This is a genomic window from Parafrankia sp. Ea1.12 (genome assembly GCF_900465275.1).
GTDB classification, from domain to species: Bacteria; Actinomycetota; Actinomycetes; order Frankiales; family Frankiaceae; genus Parafrankia; species Parafrankia soli.
In genome coordinates this window covers 1-15,247 of the sequence record NZ_UBIZ01000364.1, presented here as the reverse complement: position 1 = coordinate 15,247, position 15,247 = coordinate 1, and the positions used below count along the sequence as shown (strand labels likewise).

General features: G+C 73.1%; 13 protein-coding genes, 1 tRNA gene and 1 pseudogene. 4 read left to right on the top strand and 11 right to left on the bottom strand.

The annotated features are described in order from the left end of the window. Positions 1-17 precede the first annotated feature (17 nt). Positions 18-2,753 carry a DNA polymerase I gene (gene polA, locus FMEAI12_RS20275; RefSeq protein WP_112107384.1) on the bottom strand — a complete coding sequence of 912 codons (2,736 nt, stop codon included), beginning with the start codon at positions 2,751-2,753 and terminating at the stop codon, positions 18-20. A 288-nt stretch (positions 2,754-3,041) separates the two neighbouring features. Here polA and FMEAI12_RS20270 point away from each other — a divergent pair, with 288 nt between their 5' ends. After that, entirely contained in the window at positions 3,042-3,536 is a 495-nt protein-coding gene (locus tag FMEAI12_RS20270; protein WP_112107381.1) for a PaaI family thioesterase, read from the top strand. Between the two features lie 206 nt (positions 3,537-3,742). Here FMEAI12_RS20270 and FMEAI12_RS20265 read toward each other — a convergent pair whose 3' ends face one another. From FMEAI12_RS20265 to FMEAI12_RS20235, 7 genes are all read right to left on the bottom strand, one after another. After that, complete coding sequence (locus FMEAI12_RS20265; RefSeq protein ID WP_112107379.1) at positions 3,743-4,855, bottom strand: ABC transporter ATP-binding protein; 1,113 nt, start codon at positions 4,853-4,855, stop codon at positions 3,743-3,745. Then, on the bottom strand, positions 4,852-5,688 hold the full coding sequence (locus FMEAI12_RS20260; RefSeq protein WP_112107377.1) for an ABC transporter ATP-binding protein: 837 nt from the start codon (positions 5,686-5,688) through the stop codon (positions 4,852-4,854). The genes FMEAI12_RS20265 and FMEAI12_RS20260 overlap by 4 nt, the downstream gene beginning before the upstream one ends. After that, positions 5,685-7,145, bottom strand: coding sequence for a branched-chain amino acid ABC transporter permease (locus tag FMEAI12_RS20255; protein ID WP_112107458.1), 1,461 nt, complete (start codon positions 7,143-7,145; stop codon positions 5,685-5,687). Before FMEAI12_RS20255 ends, FMEAI12_RS20260 begins: the two co-directional genes overlap by 4 nt. 107 nt (positions 7,146-7,252) lie before the next feature. Further along, positions 7,253-8,182 (bottom strand): branched-chain amino acid ABC transporter permease, encoded by a 930-nt coding sequence (locus tag FMEAI12_RS20250; RefSeq protein WP_112107375.1) that lies wholly within the window; start codon positions 8,180-8,182, stop codon positions 7,253-7,255. 33 nt (positions 8,183-8,215) lie between these two features. Next, positions 8,216-9,358 (bottom strand): branched-chain amino acid ABC transporter substrate-binding protein, encoded by a 1,143-nt coding sequence (locus FMEAI12_RS20245; protein ID WP_041253943.1) that lies wholly within the window; start codon positions 9,356-9,358, stop codon positions 8,216-8,218. Positions 9,359-9,582: 224 nt separating this feature from the next. Further along, positions 9,583-11,400, bottom strand: coding sequence for a branched-chain amino acid ABC transporter substrate-binding protein (locus FMEAI12_RS20240; RefSeq protein WP_235014233.1), 1,818 nt, complete (start codon positions 11,398-11,400; stop codon positions 9,583-9,585). Further along, on the bottom strand, positions 11,397-11,996 hold the full coding sequence (locus FMEAI12_RS20235) for an ANTAR domain-containing response regulator (RefSeq protein ID WP_020459639.1): 600 nt from the start codon (positions 11,994-11,996) through the stop codon (positions 11,397-11,399). Before FMEAI12_RS20235 ends, FMEAI12_RS20240 begins: the two co-directional genes overlap by 4 nt. A 165-nt stretch (positions 11,997-12,161) precedes the next feature. On the opposite strand from FMEAI12_RS20235, the gene FMEAI12_RS20230 reads away from it, so the two are divergent. Continuing rightward, positions 12,162-12,237: transfer RNA gene (locus tag FMEAI12_RS20230), tRNA-Leu, on the top strand. 305 nt (positions 12,238-12,542) lie between these two features. Continuing rightward, complete coding sequence (locus tag FMEAI12_RS36680) at positions 12,543-12,692, top strand: hypothetical protein (protein WP_157904326.1); 150 nt, start codon at positions 12,543-12,545, stop codon at positions 12,690-12,692. 6 nt (positions 12,693-12,698) lie between these two features. Here the strand turns inward: FMEAI12_RS36680 and FMEAI12_RS20220 are convergent, their stop codons facing one another. The 3 genes from FMEAI12_RS20220 to FMEAI12_RS39290 all read right to left on the bottom strand — a co-directional run bounded on the left by FMEAI12_RS20220 (position 12,699) and on the right by FMEAI12_RS39290 (position 14,658). After that, entirely contained in the window at positions 12,699-13,910 is a 1,212-nt protein-coding gene (locus FMEAI12_RS20220; protein WP_112107371.1) for an SDR family NAD(P)-dependent oxidoreductase, read from the bottom strand. Beyond that, the gene (locus FMEAI12_RS20215; protein ID WP_083391226.1) at positions 13,910-14,287 is read right to left on the bottom strand and encodes a nitroreductase/quinone reductase family protein; all 378 of its coding nucleotides are present in this window, start codon (positions 14,285-14,287) and stop codon (positions 13,910-13,912) included. The genes FMEAI12_RS20220 and FMEAI12_RS20215 overlap by 1 nt, the downstream gene beginning before the upstream one ends. A gap of 239 nt (positions 14,288-14,526) precedes the next feature. Continuing rightward, complete coding sequence (locus FMEAI12_RS39290; RefSeq protein WP_255565716.1) at positions 14,527-14,658, bottom strand: hypothetical protein; 132 nt, start codon at positions 14,656-14,658, stop codon at positions 14,527-14,529. A gap of 229 nt (positions 14,659-14,887) precedes the next feature. On the opposite strand from FMEAI12_RS39290, the pseudogene FMEAI12_RS37235 reads away from it, so the two are divergent. Then, positions 14,888-15,247, top strand: a pseudogene (locus tag FMEAI12_RS37235) (galactose oxidase); the annotation flags it as partial.

Here is a 15,247-nt window from a genome sequence, read left to right as displayed (position 1 = left end):
GGCTCCGGTCGCTGGTGTCAGTGACCGGCTTCGTCCCAGGTCCGGCCGGCGCCGACGCTCACCTCGAGCGGCACGGACATCTCGTACGCGCTACCCATCTCGGCTCGGACCAGCGCCTCGACCTCAGCCCGCTCGCCGGGGGCGATCTCCAGGACGAGTTCGTCGTGCACCTGAAGCAGCAGCCTGGAGCTCAGGTCACGCGAGCGCAGCGCCCGACCCACGCCCAACATCGCGATCTTGATGATGTCGGCCGCCGATCCCTGGATGGGGGCGTTCAGCGCCATCCGCTCGGCCATCTGCCGGCGCTGGGTGTTGTCGCTGGTCAGATCGGGCAGGTAACGGCGGCGGCCCATGATGGTCTCGGTGTAACCATCACGGCGGGCCTGGTCGACGACCCCGCGCAGAAAGTCCCGGACGCCACCGAAACGGGCGAAATAGGCGTCCATCTGCTCGCGTGCCTCATCGGGGGCGATTCCGAGTTGGCCGGCGAGCCCGAAGGCGGACAGGCCGTAGGCCAGCCCGTAGGACATCGCCTTGATACGCCGGCGCAGCTCGGGATCGACCTCGGAGACCGGCAGCCCGAACGCCTGCGCGGCCACGAAGGAATGGAGGTCCTCGCCCGATGCGAACGCCTCGATGAGGCCGGCATCACCGGACAGGTGCGCCATCAGCCGCATCTCGATCTGCGAGTAGTCGGCCGTCAGCAGTGTCTCGTACCCCTGGCCGACCACGAACGCCTGCCGGATCTGCCGGCCCTGCGGGGTGCGGATCGGGATGTTCTGCAGGTTCGGGTCGGTGGACGACAGCCGGCCGGTCGCCGCGATCATCTGGTTGAACGTGGTGTGGATCCGGCCGGCGTCGTCGATCATCGGGATGAGTGAGTCGACGACGGTCTTGAGCCGGGCGACGTCGCGGTGGTGCAGCAGCACGGGGATCAGCGGGTGGTCGGACTGGGTGGCCAGCCACGCCAGCGCGTCGGCGTCGGTCGTGTAGCCGGTCTTGATGCGCTTGGTCTTCGGGAGCGCGAGCTCGTCGAACAGGATCTGCTGGAGCTGCTTGGGCGAGCCGAGGTTGAAGGTGCGCCCGACGATGCCGTGCGCCTGTGCGGCGACGTCGGACACCTCACCGCCGTAGTGCTTCTGCAGCTCGAGGAGGTGATCCTCGTCGGCCGCGATGCCCGCGCGCTCCATCGTCGCCAGGACGGTCACCAGCGGGAGTTCCATCTCCCGCAGCAGGCGGGCCGCGGACCTGCGCTCCAGGTCGCCGTCGAGGGCGTCGGCCAGCTCGAGCGCGGCCCGGGCGCGGATCGCGTCGGCCTCCGCCTCGTCGGCCTCGCCGGAACCGTCGAGGGTGAGCTGGCCGTTGCTCGGGGCGTCCGACTTCAGTTCGCGGTGCAGGTAGCGCAGGGCCAGGTCGGCGAGGTCGAAGGAGCGCTGGCCGGGCAGCGCCAGGTAGGCCGCGAGCGCGGTGTCGCTGGTGACACCGGCCAGGGTGAAACCGGCCTCGGCCAGCGCCAGCATCGGGCCCTTGAGGTCGTGGCCGGCCTTCGCCCTGTCCGGGTCGGCCAGCCAGTTGCCGAGCGCCGCGGAGTCGCCAGCGGTGAGCTGGGTCGGGTCGATCCAGGCGGCGGCGCCGTCGGCGGCGGCGAGGGCCACCGAGACGATCACCCCGGTACCCCGGCCCCAGGTGCCGCGCAGGTGCAGGCCCGTGCGGCCGGCGCCGGAGGCGTGCTCGGCGAGCCACGAGGCGAGTTCGTCCGGCCCGAGCATGCTCAGCTCGATCTCGAAGCCCTCGTCGGCGGCCGGCGGCGCCACCGACAGCGCCGCGTACAGCCGCTCCCGCAGCACCCGGAACTGCAGCGTGTCGAAGAGCTGGTGGACGGCCTCGCGATCCCAGGGGTGCAGGCGCAGGTCTGCCGGCGTCAGTTCCAGCGGCACCTCACGGGCCAGCTCGGTCAGCGAACGGTTACGGATGACGTTGGACAGGTGCTCCCGCAGCGACGCGCCGGTCTTGCCACCGATCTCGTCGGCCCGGTCGACCAGCTCGGCCAGCGAGCCGAACTGCTGGATCCACTTGGTGGCCGTCTTCTCCCCCACCCCGGGCACCGAGGGCAGGTTGTCGGACGGGTCGCCGCGCAGCGCGGCGAAGTCGGGGTACTGCACCGGGGACAGGCCGTACTTGGCCTGCACCTCGTCGGGGGTGAAACGCGTCATGTCGCTGATGCCCTTGCGGGTCATCAGCACCGTCACCCGCTCGTTCACCAGCTGCAGCGCGTCGCGGTCGCCGGTCACGACCAGGACGTCCATCCCCTCCGCGGACGCCTGGGTGGCGAGGGTGGCGATCACGTCGTCGGCCTCGTACCCGGCGGCGCTCACCCCGGGCACCGCCAGCGCGTCGCAGACCTGGTGGATCAGCGCGACCTGGCCGACGAAGTCCGCCGGCGTCTCCGAGCGACCGGCCTTGTACTCGGCGTACTGCGTGTGCCGGAACGTCGGGGTCGGCAGATCCCACGCGACGGCGACATGCGTGGGCTTCTCGTCGCGCAGGACGTTGATCAGCATCGAGGTGAAGCCGTAGACGGCGTTCGTCGGCTGGCCGGTGCTGGTCGAGAAGTTCTCCACCGGGAGCGCGAAGAAGGCGCGGTAGGCCAGCGAGTGCCCGTCGAGCAGCAGCAGCCGGGGACGGTCCGCGGACGCCGACGCACGGCTGGCCGCCGACGAGCTGCTGGACGGGGACGAGGTAGTCGCAGGCACGCGGCGAGTCTAGGCCGTGGGTACGACAGGTCCGCGCATGTCCGGCGGAGGGCCAGGAGGAGATACAACCGGGACGCGCCGCGAGCCCTACGCCGAGCTGTTCGTGGTGGTCGCGGTCTGTGGGAGTTCCGAGGTTCCGCGGAACTCCATGATCGGCCGTGGCCCGCGGCGGCCGCGCGGTCGAGCCGGCGGCGTGCGCAGGCCCTGCACCGCCCTGGCCAGCCCCAGCCCCGTGCCTGTGCCGGACGCGCCGACCGCGCCCGATGACCAATGAGGAATTGAACTAATGTGCTCGACGTGTCCAGAACGGCGACGAGTACGGACGATCAGATCAACATGCTCAATGAGCTCAACGAGCACCGCGGCGAGCTCGGCGAACGCCTGGGGATCGTGCTGACGGAGGCGAGCGCGCAGCGCGTGGTCGCCACGATGCCGGTCGCCGGCAACCGCCAGCCCTACGGCCTGCTGCACGGCGGTGCCTCGGTGGCGCTCGCGGAGACCGTCGGCTCGGTCGCCTCGATGCTCTCGGCCGGGGCCGACCGGGTCGCCGTCGGGATCGAGATCAACGCCACCCACCACCGCGCGGTCACCGACGGCGTCGTGACGGCGGTCGCGACTCAGGTGCACGGGGGGTCGACGCTGGCCACCTACGACATCCGGGTCACTGACGAGGCCGGCCGGGCGGTGTGCACCTGCCGGCTGACCTGCATGCTGCGCGACCGCCCACCGGCCGGCGGGAAGATCCCGGCGCCGGGATCGGGCGACGCGGACCGCAAGCCGTGACCGGTACGCGGTGAACGGCGCGCGCAGCCGCCCTGCTACCGTCGACTGCAGGTGGACGCCCGGGGCGGACGAGTAGAAAACGCCGGGCACGGGGAAGGTTCGGACGGCACCAAAGTCCACCCCGGGCATTCGCCAAAGCGCCGGCCACAGGCCCCGCGAGCTACATCCCCGGCACCGGTGCCACTTCGGTGCCACGGCGTCGGGATCTAGGGTGCCACGGCGTCGGAATCGCTCGGGCTGCCCAGGTAGGCGTCGCGCACCCGGGGGTCGCGGGCCAGCTCGTCAGCACTGCCCGCGAGTGCCACCTGGCCGGTGTCCAGGACGTAGCCCCGGTGCGCGATCCGCAGCGCCGCCGCCGCGTTCTGCTCCACCAGCAGGACGGTCACCCCGTCCGCGTTGATCTCCTCGATCACTTCGAAGATCGTCGCGACCAGTTTCGGGGCCAGCCCGAGAGAGGGCTCGTCCAGCAGGACCAGCCGGGGCCGGGCCATCAGCGCCCGCCCGATCGCCAGCATCTGCTGCTCCCCGCCGGAGAGCGTGCCCGCGGGCTGGCGGTCCCGCTCGGCGAGGCGTGGGAACAGCGCGTGCACGCGGTCGAGGCCACGGCGGACGTCCCGGCGGGCTTCTCGGCGGGCGTCGCGGCCGGCACGGCTCCAGGCCCGGCGGCGGTCGGTGTAGGCGCCCATCGCGAGGTTCTCGGCCACCGTCATCGCCGGGAAGATCCGCCGTCCCTCGGGCACATGGCTGATGCCGAGCGCGGCTACCCGGTGCACCGGCAGCCCCGGCGAGTCCCGCGTGCCGTCGGACCAGGCACCGGCGCCGCAGTTCCCACTGGTACCGCCGCCGGTGCCAGTGCCGCCGAGCCCGGTGCCGCTGCCGGTGCCAGCCAGGCGGGCGCCGTCGAACCAGACCGAGCCGCGAGCGGGCGGGAGGAGTCCGGAGATCATCCGCAGGGTGGTGGTCTTCCCGGCTCCGTTCGCGCCGAGCAGGGCCACCACCTCGCCCGGGTCCACCCGCAGCGAGATCCCCCGCAGCGCGGTTACGGCTCCGTAGGCCACCTCGGCGTCGCGCACGTCCAACAGCGGTCGCTCGGGAACGGTCAGGTCGACCAACGTCCCGGCCGGAATCGTGCTCCTGAACGCCGAGACGCTCCCGGCCTGCGGTGCACTCCCGACCTGTGAGGCACTCCCGGTCGGCGGCATGCTCCCGGTCGGCGGCGTGCTGTCGACCGGCGAGATGTTCTCCAGCGGCGAGATGTTCTCCAGCGGCGCGATGTTCTCGAGTGGCGATCCGTCGAGGGGGTTCCCCTCCGGTGTCACGGCCCGTCCCGCCTCTCGTCCGGTTCGCCGAGGTAGGCCTCGACGACGGCGGGGTCGGCCCGAACCTCGTCGGGACGTCCCGCGGCGATCACCCGGCCGAAGTTGAGCACGACGATCGCGCGGGCGACGGCGGCCACCAACCGGATGTCGTGCTCGATGAGGAGCACCGAGATCCCCCGCCCCGCGATGGCGTGGATGAGCGTGACGAGGTCCGTGCGCTCCGCGGCGGTGGCACCGGCGGCCGGCTCGTCGAGCAGAAGCAGCGAGGGGGACGTGCCGAGCGCGCGGGCGATCTCCAGCCGTCGCTGCTCCCCGTAGGCCAGGGCGGCCGCCGGCCGCTCGGCACGGTGGCCCAGCCCGACGAAGTCGAGCAGCTCATGGCAGCGGTCGAGGGTCTCCCGTTCCTCCCGCCGCACGGCCCTGGTCGGCAGCAGCCCGCGCAGCGCCCCCGTCCGGGCCCGCACCTCGACGCCGACCTGCACGTTCTCCACCGCCGACATCTCGGGAAACAGGCGGATGTTCTGGAACGTCCGGGCCACGCCGAGCCGCGCGACCCGGTGCGGGGACCGCCCGACCAGCTCGACGCCGTCATCCGCGGGCCAGAAGCGCGCGCTGCCCCGCTGCGGCCGGTAGGCACCGGTCAGGCAGTTGAACAGGGACGTCTTCCCGGCCCCGTTCGGGCCGATGACGGCCAGCACGCTTCCCCGGTCCTGGCGCAGCGAGACGCCGTCCAGGCTGGTCAGCCCGCCGAAGCGCAGGGTGACGTCGCGGACGTCCAGGACCGGCCCGAGGGTCGTCGACGGCCGCGGGCCGGGGATGGGCCGGCCGGTCACCGCGCCGCCTCGGTCGACGCTGCGGGCCCGGCTGGTCCCGGGGCTCCGGCGCGCTCGGTGGGAACCGCCGGGCGCTCCGGGGCGGCGGCCGGGCCGGGGCTGGCGGGTGCCCGCGGGCCCCGCGGCGGCAGCAGGCCCTGCGGACGGAAGATCATCATCAGGATCACCACTGCGCCGAAGTAGATGTAGCGGTCCGCGGGCGGGACCGTGTCACGCAGGAGGAAGGCCGTCCCCTGCAGGACCAGCGCCCCGAGCACCACGCCGAGCCGCGAGCCCATACCACCGAAGATCACGATGGTCAGCACGAGGAGGGAGGACTGCAGGCCGAACGTCTGCGGGTTGAAGAACTGCTTGGTCGCCAGGACCACGCCGGCGAAGCCCGACACGGACGCGCCGACGGCGAAGGCCAGCAGCTTCATCCGCATCGTCGCCACGCCCGTGGCCTCGGCGGCCACCTCGTCCTGGCGGATCGCCGTCCAGGCCCGGCCGGTCCGGGAGCGCTCCCACCGGCCGAAGACCACCATGACGAGCACGATCAGGACGACGAGGAGGTAGTAGTAGGGCAACGGCCTCAGGCCCCAGGAGTAGTGCACACCCGGCAGGTCGACCGACAGCGGCGGCAGGCCGAACACGCCGCGCGGGCCGCCGGTGACGCCGTCGGCGTTGTTCGCGAGCAACTGGACGATCTCGCCGAACCCGAGGGTGACGATGGCCAGGTAGTCCCCGCGCAGGCGCAGCGTGGGGCCGCCCAGGACGACACCCGCGACGGCCGCCACGACCAGTGCGACGGGTAGCGCGAAGAACGGGTTGACCTGCCAGGGCGCGTGCCAGGGCATCGCGTCCGCGGACGTCACGTAGGCCGTGGTGTAGGCGCCGATCGCGAAGAAGGCGATGTAGCCGAGATCGAGCAGTCCGGCGTAGCCGACGACGACGTTCAGGCCGAGGGCGAGCAGGGCGTAGATCCCGATCTCGCTCACCAGCGCCTGCTGGGCCGCCGTGGACAGCAGCGGCGGGACCGCCACGGCGACGGCGAGCAGCGCCAGGTTGCCCGCCGGCGCCGACCACCGGCCCCGGCGGAATGCCGCCCAACGGCCCCGGCGGAACGACGCCCACGCGGCACCGGCCGGCGCCACCCACGCCCCGCCGCCCAGCGCGGCCAGGCGACCGCCGCCCAGCGCGGCGCCGTGGCCGGCGGACCGGAGCCGGGTCGTCAGCCGGTCGGCACCGATCGACAGCGCCCACAGCGCGAGTCCCCCGGCAGCGAACCCGGCCGCCCGCGCGGGCGTGAACGAGCCTTCGATCCCCGCCAGTGGGCGGTCGGCGTCCCCGGACGGGCCCGTCACCACCGCGGCGATCACGGCCAGGAACAGGCAGGCACCCAGCCGCCGGGCCGCCGGCGACCTGGCCACGACCGGCCAGGGCACACCCCCCGGCCGGGCCGCCCCCGGCCGGGCCATCCGCGACCGCAGTTCTCGCAGCTGGGCCCGCCGCGACTGGGCCTTCCGTGCCCGGACGGAATGCGACCGGACCGCGGGCGACCGCCGCGGCGCGGGCCGGCGGAGCTTCACGCCGGCCGCCCCAGCCTGGTCCCGAGCAGACCGGACGGGCGCACCAGCAGCACCAGCACCAGCACCGTGAAGGCGATGACGTTCTTGTAGGAGGCGTCGAACAGGTAGCCGCCGAAGCTCTCGACCAGGCCGAGCAGCAGCCCGCCGAGGACCGCGCCGCGCACGTTGCCGATCCCGCCGAGCACCGCCGCGGTGAAGGCCTTGATCCCCGGGACGAACCCCATCGCGTACGAGGCGTTGAAGGTCATCGCGTAGAGGAACCCGCCCGCGCCAGCCAGCAGCCCGCCGAGCACGAACGTCACGACGATGACCTTCTGGACGTCCACGCCCATCAGGCCGGCGCACTCGGCGTCCTGGGCCACCGCGCGCACGGACTGCCCCAGCCGGGTTCCGGCCACGAGGTGGTCCACGGCGAGCAGCATCGCCAGCGCCGTGCAGGCGATGACCAGCGACTGCGTGGAGATCTCCGCGCCGAGCACCGTCACCACGGTCCCGTTGGTGAACAGGTCGGGCACCGGGATGCTCTGCCGGCCGAACTCCTTGCCGGCCAGGTTGAAGGCGAACAGCGAGGCCCCGATCGCGCTGATCAGGTAGGCGAGCCGGGGCGCGCCGCGACGGCGCAGCGGCCGGTAGGCGCAGCGTTCCAGCGCGTACGCGGCCGCGGCGCCGGCCAGCGCGCCTGCCACCAGCCCGAACAGCACCAGCCCGGCCGACGTGAGACCGGACGGGGTGGCGCCCGCCGGGACCAGCGCCCGGCTGGCGAAGAGCCCGCCGAACGCGCCGAGCATGAACACCTCGCTGTGCGCGAAGTTGATCAGCTGCAGAACCCCGTAGACGAGCGTGTACCCCAGGGCGATCACCGCGTAGAGCGCGCCCACCATGAGACCGTCGATCGTGAGCTGGCTGATCTGCTCAGCCGAGCCCATGCCCCACCCGCCGGGAAGGTGCTCGCCGGCCGGTCACGGCTTGACGAGCGAGCTGACCGGCCCGAGCACCACGCGCTGGCCGTCCTTAACCTGGTACACGTAGACGGTCGAGCCCTGGACGTCACCGTTGCGCTCGAAGCGGATCCGCTTGGTCACCCCGGGGAAGTCGACCGAGCCGAAGTCGGCGAGCACCGACTCGCGGCTGGCGCCGGTCCCGAGCTTGCGCAGCACCGAGATGATGGCGTTGGTGGCGTCGTAGGCCTCGCCGGAGTACGTGCCCGGCTTCAGGCCGCTGTTGACCTTCTTGTACTCGCTGACGAAGCCGGTGGCGGCCGGGTCGGTGTTGGCGTCCGAGCAGGGGCAGGTGATGAGCGTGCCCTCGGCGTTCGCCGCGCCGGCCTGGCGGATGTACTGGTCGTCGTTCGAGCCGTCGCCGCTGAGGATCGCCCCGTCGTACCCCTTGCTGCGCAGCGCCTTCGTGAGGAGCGCGAAGTCGGAGTAGTACCCGGAGTAGTAGACGGCGTCGGCGCCGTCCGCCATGATCTTCGTCGCCTGGGAGGTGTAGTCCTTCGTCGGGTTGATCCCGTCGTGGGTGTAGGCGACGCCCGCCTGCTTCAGGCCGCGCTCGACGGCGCCGGAGAGGCCGGTGCCGTACTCGCTGCGGTCGTCCAGCGAGTAGACGCGCTTGGCCTTCACGACCTTGGCGAGGTACTCGGCGGCGCCGGCGCCCTGCACGGTGTCCGGCGCGATCACCCGGTAGAAGCTGGTGAACCCGAGGTCGGTGAGCGCCGGGGCGGTCGCCGACGGGCTGACCGACAGCAGGCCTGTCTGGCTGTACAGCGGCTCGCTGGCCTTCGTCGGCGCGGAGAACACCGGGCCGACGACCGCGACGACGTCCGGGTTGTCGATGAGCTTCTGGGCGGCGGTCGGCCCCTGCTCGGGCACGCCCTGGTCGTCGGAGGCGACGATCCGCAGGGTGAACGGCAGGCCGCCGGTGCGGTTGGCCAGGTCGACGGCGGTCAGCACGCCGTTGTAGGCGTTGATGCCGAGCTGCTGGTTCTCCCCGGACAGCGGCCCCTGGAAGCCGATGAGGAACTCCTTGGTACCGGCCTCGTTCGAGTCACCACCGCCGCAGGCGGTCAACGCCGCGCCGACCATCGCCAGGCCCGCGACCACCCCGGCGACCGGCCGCAGGACCCCGGCCCGTCTGGTCCTGGGTCGAGGGGTGCGTGGGCTGCCCGTCATGCCACGTCCTTCCGCTGCTTTCCACCGGCGCGCGGGCGCGCTCCGCGCAGCGGAAACCTAGCGGCTCCACCCGAGCGATGAAAGCTGAAAGTAAGAGTGTCGTGACTTCACGTGGTACTAGACGTGCTTTGGCACCCAGACGTCGCGGGAAGCAATCAGGGCGAGTCGACCTGCAACGGGACGAAGTTTCCACCGAGCACCGAGTACAGCACCACGCGCGGATCGATGACGTCGCCCTTCGTGTCGAAGGCGACCTGGCCGGTGACTCCGGCGAAGTCCCCGGCACCGACCGCGCGGACCAGCGCCTGGCGGGTCGCCATGTCCACCTCCGTCCGGCCGGGCAGGACCGCCGCCGCCGCCCGGATCAGCGCCCGCGCGGCGTCGTAGGCGTAGGCCGCCACCGGCGGGATCGCCGCCTCCCGCAGATCCGCCAGGGCGGCGTCCCGGGCGCGGCGCACCTCCAGCTCACGCTCCGAGGGGCTCGCCGTACCGGCCTCGCTCGCGCCGGATCTGCTCGCGCCCGCCTCGTCGGCCGCGGACGCGGAACCGGACGTGTGGCTCGGGTCCACGGACGCGGACGTGGCCGTGGCGTGACCCGGAGCGCCGGAAGCCGTCGGCGCCGGCTCTGGTTCCGGCTCCGGCTCAATGGACGTCCCGTCGGGCAGGAGCCCGTCCGCGCCCACCGTTGGCCCGCCGAACCGCTCCGAGTAGGCCGCCACGAACGCCCCGGCCGCCGGGAGGCGTGACAGCGGCACCGACAGGTCCGCGACGACGTCACCGTCCGCCGCGGAGTCCGAGCGCTCCACGTAGTCGCGGTCGAGCAGGCCGTCCGCGCCCATCACCTGGACGGCCACCCCCTCGTCCGCGAGCGCTCCACGCAGCTCGCCGGCGAAGCCGGCACCCGTCGCCAGGTACACCAGATCGGGTGCCTCGTCCTGGATGGCCTTCGCCGTCTCGCGGACCTGCTCGCCGGCGGTCGACGCGCCGTCGACCCGGTGCACCGTCGGCACGGTCGCCCCCGCGGCCCGCGCGTGCCGGGCGAACCGCTCCGCGAGCGTGATCGTGCCGTAGTCCGGGCCGCCGTCGACGACACTGATCCGCGAGCGCCCCAGCGTGTTCACGGCATAGTCGGCCGTCACCTGGGCGAGCAGTTCGTCGGTGCCGCTGAGCCGGAAGTACGTGGGATACGGGCGGGTGTTCGACGCGCTCTCCGGCGCCGTCAGCGTCGGCTCCGCGTTGGACGGCGAGATCACCGGGATGCCCACGCTGCTCAGCCTGTCCAGGGACACCATCGCCACGCTGGAGCTGAGCGGGCCGACGACCCCGATCACCCGGCTGTCGTCGGCGAACAGATCCGCCCCGGCCGCGCCGCCGTCGGGGCGGGCGAGGTCGTCGTGGGCGGCCACCTCGAGCTTCCAGCCCGGGACGGCCCCCTGCCGGTTGGCCTCCTCGACCGCGAGGGTGACCGCGTCGCGCACACTCACGCCCGCGTCGGCCGAGCCCCCCGACAGGGGCGCCATCACGCCGATCGTGGCGACCTTCGTCGCCGACGCTCCAGAACCAGCACCGTCCAGCACCGCGGCGAGCCCCAGGCCGAGCCCGGTGGGGACAGCGAGCACCAGCACCAGCACCGCGGCGAGAACGACCCGCCCCCGGGTGTCACGCGCCGACCTGCGGGCCCAGTGGTCCAGCCGGCGCGCGGCGGACGGCACCGCCCGCGACACCGGACGCACCCACCCGGCGAGTGTCACCCCGGCAGCCGGCCGCGCCGGCTCCGAGCCCGCCGCGGGCGCTGAACCGCCTGCTGGATTCCGGCCCGCCGCGGGCTCCGGGCCCGAATCCGGATCGGTGACCTGGGCGGGACCCGTTGCCGGCTCCGGCCCGGTAGCCGCGTCCGAACCGGTGGCCCGCTCCGGCCTGGTGGCCGGGTCCGGGCCCGGGTCCGGGTCCGGGTCCGGGTCGCGCGGGCTCACGAGCTGGGCAGCGCCTCACCGGAGAGCACAGCCTCCGCGACGGCGCGCATCGTCCGGCGCTGGTTCATCGACGTCCGCTGGATCCAGCGGAACGCGTCCGGCTCGGTCATCCCGTGCTCGGTCTGCAGTACGCCCTTCGCCCGCTCAATGATCTTGCGAGCCTCCAGGCGCCCCTGCAGATCCTCGACCTCGGCCTCGAGGCTGACGATCTCGGTGAACCGGCTCATCGCCATCTCGATGGTCGGGAGCAGGTCCTTCTTCTGGAACGGCTTGACCACGTACGCCATGGCCCCCGCCTCGCGCGCCCGCTCCACGAGCTCGCGCTGACTGAACGCGGTGAGGATGACCACCGGGGCGATGCGCTCCTTGGCGATCCGCGCGCCCGCGTCGATGCCGTCCATCTTCGGCATCTTGACGTCCAGGATCACGAGGTCGGGGCGCAGCTTCCCCGCGAGGGCCACAGCGGTCTCGCCGTCCCCCGCCTCACCGACGACCTCGTAGCCCTCTTCCTGGAGCATCTCCCTGAGGTCCAGCCGGATCAACGCTTCGTCCTCAGCGATCAACACCCGACGCGGCGTCGAGGAAGGCTGGCTCATCGAGTTGAACTCCTGGATTGTGCGGTCGTCACGTTCGGGTGGCTGACGCGGGCTGCGACCGGCCGGCCCGTAATCTGACCGGGCCGGGAGGTCGAATCGCACCCTACCCGGCTAGAGTCGTCCACGAGAGGTTCCGCATCGGTTCTCCCCGCGCGGACCAGGCAGGCCCCGGTACTCCAACGGCAGAGAGACGGTGCTCAAACCACCGACAGTGTGGGTTCGAATCCCACCCGGGGTACCACAAGATCATTGCGTACACCATTCCCATCCTCGGGAATCCCTGGTGACCACGGACTTTCCACGCCGTCATCGCACATACGTTCGAACACCTCCGAAGGCCGCACGCCGGCCCGAGCCCCAGGGCCGACAGACCGCTCGCCCGAGGTATCCAGTACTTCCTCGGCCACCACATTGCCGGACGCCTCGCTCCGCAACGCGGCAATCACCTCCACCGCCGACCTCCGCCAGCAACGCCGCGAACAGCTCGGCCCGTGTCGCCCGCTCCACGCCGCCGTCACCACCGACGAACAACTTCACGAAGAACCCTTGGTTGATCAACCGCCGTACCGCCGGTGGCACCACCGGATCGGGACGTTCGACCTCGTCGGCGCGATCGGGGCCGCGGTCGGCGCTCTCGTGGTGTTCGTCGGGTCGATACTGATCCTCGGCGACCTCAGCCTCGGCCTCGGCCTTTGAGGCCCGTCAGGCCCGCGACGGCGACGGCCGTTCGAGACTGCGGTGGAAGTCGTAGCTGACCCCGGTGAGCCGCTCGGACTCCACCCACAGCCGGTGCTGCAGGTGGGTGTCGCGCGAGCGGGCACTGGAGCGCACGGCGACGGGCAGGCCCGTGCTGTGGAAGAGGCCCGCCGGCCCGTAGTAGTCACCGGCGCGCGCCGCAGGGTCGAGGGCGGCTCGGACGGTGGCGAGCGCGCCGATCTCCGGGTCCTGGACCAGCCACGACATCAGCGGCGCCAGGCGCAGGCCCATGAACACCCGCGCCGGGGGCATGAGGTTGCGGGTGAGCCCGGTCCGGGCGATTCCCGGGTGCGCGGCCACCGCGATCGTCGACGCTCCGGTGGCCGCGAGCCGGCGCTGTAACTCGAAGGTGAACATCAGGTTCGCCAGCTTGGATGTCGGATACGGCAGGCGCTGCCGGGGCAGCCGCCGACCCATGCCAGGCATGCCCGGCGAGCGCCGCAGCCGCTGGTGGGCCGGGCGCCCGCCGTCCCTGACGGCGCTGTCCAGGGCGGCGCTGTCACGCTCCCCGCGCGCGGGTGCACGCGGCCCGGACGGCGACGCTGAGAGCGGCTCGGACGGCGACCCGGCGCGCTGGTCGGGCACGACCACCGGTCGGATGTCCCCCGGTCGGTCAGCGCGCGGCGGGAGGCGGCGCAGCTGCTCGAGGTCGAGGCGGCCGACCAGGTGGGCGAGGCTGCTGACCGTGACGATCCGCGAGTGCGGAGTCGCCAGGATGCGGTCGAGCAGCAGGCCCGTCAGCGCGAAGTGCCCCAGGTGGTTGACCCCGAACGTCGGCTCGATGCCGTCGCCGCCGAGCCCGTCGCCGCTCGGGCCGGGTGGGGGCAGCATCACCCCGGCGTTGTTGACGAGCAGGTCAAGCCGCGGGTGGGCGGCCCGGATCCGTTCGGCGGCCGCGCGCACGGAGGTCATCGAGATCAGGTCGAGCGGCTCGACGTGGACGTCCGCCCGCGGCGCGGCGGTTCGGATGCGTGCCGCGGCCTGCTCGGCCCGGGCCGGCTCGCGGCAGGCCAGGATGACGGTCGCGCCGCGCTCGGCGAGCACCTTCGCCGCCTCGAAGCCGATGCCGCTGTTCGCACCGGTGACGACGGCGGTCCGTCCCCGCTGGTCCGGCACGTCGGCCAGGCTCCAGCCCGCGTCCCGGGCGCCGGGCCGCATCAGCGCGGCTCGAGCAGGACGAGCGGGATCACCCGCTTCGACTTGGCCTGATAGCTCTCGTACCAGCGGCTGTCCGCCACCACGCGGGGCCACAGCCGCTCCCGTTCCGGCGGTGTCGCCACCCGCGCGCGCATCGGCCGCCACGACCCGCCCCTGACCCGGACCTCGACGTCCGCGGTGGCGCAGATGTTCAGGTACCAGTCGGGATGTCGGTCGTCGCCGGCCCGCGACGCCACCAGGACGATGGCGTCGCCATCCCGCAGCGGGGAGGTGAGCATGACGGTGTGTGCCCGGCCGCTGCGCCGCCCGGTCGTGGTGAGCTCCAGGACGGGCATGCCGCCGGCCCGCCATCCGAGCCGGCCGCGGGTCAGTCTCATCAGGCGCCTGTGCGTGGCGTTCAAGGTCTTCAGACTGCGGTCGCTCACCATGGCTTCGCCCCGATCCCCTGCTGCTCCGCCGCGTGCCGACCCGTCCCGAGGCCGGCCCGCGGATCGCGACGCGGGCACCGGCGCCACCCGGCGCCGGTACGTGGGCGGGCCACCGCCATGCCGGTCCGGCGACGGCCGGACGGCGTCCCGCGGAGCAAGACTACGGGTGTGCGCCGGCCCTGCCCTGGTCAGGTCACCGACACCCGGTGACGGCCGCGGAGCGTCTGGACCCGGCGACGGCCCGGCGACGGCCCGGCCCGGCGAGGTGCGGCGAAGCAGGTGAGGGCCGGCAGCCGGGCGACCGACGGCACCGCTGCCATGGACACCTCGACCGGGTGACCCAGCGATGTCACCCACAGCGATGACTACTCTGTGAAGCAGCGGGAAGACAGTGCGTGCCCATCGCTACCACCGGCATGGCCTCGACCCAGACCTCGACCGAGACCCTCGAGCACCGACCGCCGCCGCGCGCCAGCACTCGCGGTGGTGGTCGCCCACGCCCGTCCACCCAGTGGTCCGGTCCCAGCCGGGGCCGCGGAGGGGGAACCCATGAGTTGGTCACGAACGTCCCGCAGATGCGCCTCACGCGCGTTGGTCCTGAGCACCGCGCTGGCGGCGGCTCTGGCGACACCGGCGCTGCTCGCGCCGGGCGCCGAGGCCCTGCCGACCGGTACGCCCACGACCGGTACGCCCAGTCCCACAAGCCCGGCCAGCACGTCCCCACAGCCGTCCGCGGGCGCGGCCGGCGCCTGCCCGCCGCTGCCCCACATCGCCGGCCCGCTGCGCACCTGGGAGACCGCCGCCGACCTTCCGGCGCCGCTCGCCCATGTCGCGGCCACCACGGGATGCGACGGCCGGATCTACCTCCTCGGCGGTGAGGCGACCACCGCGGGCGGTGGTCGCCTCACC

Coding starts and splice junctions, on each gene's coding strand:
- FMEAI12_RS39290 (WP_255565716.1), bottom strand. CDS start 14,658: ATGGCAGCGGTGCCGTCGGTCGCCCGGCTGCCGGCCCTCACCTGCTTC.
- FMEAI12_RS20255 (WP_112107458.1), bottom strand. CDS start 7,145: ATGGCCCGGCCGGGGGCGGCCCGGCCGGGGGGTGTGCCCTGGCCGGTC.
- FMEAI12_RS20220 (WP_112107371.1), bottom strand. CDS start 13,910: ATGCGGCCCGGCGCCCGGGACGCGGGCTGGAGCCTGGCCGACGTGCCG.
- FMEAI12_RS20250 (WP_112107375.1), bottom strand. CDS start 8,182: ATGGGCTCGGCTGAGCAGATCAGCCAGCTCACGATCGACGGTCTCATG.
- FMEAI12_RS20235 (WP_020459639.1), bottom strand. CDS start 11,996: ATGAGCCAGCCTTCCTCGACGCCGCGTCGGGTGTTGATCGCTGAGGAC.
- FMEAI12_RS20215 (WP_083391226.1), bottom strand. CDS start 14,287: ATGAGACTGACCCGCGGCCGGCTCGGATGGCGGGCCGGCGGCATGCCC.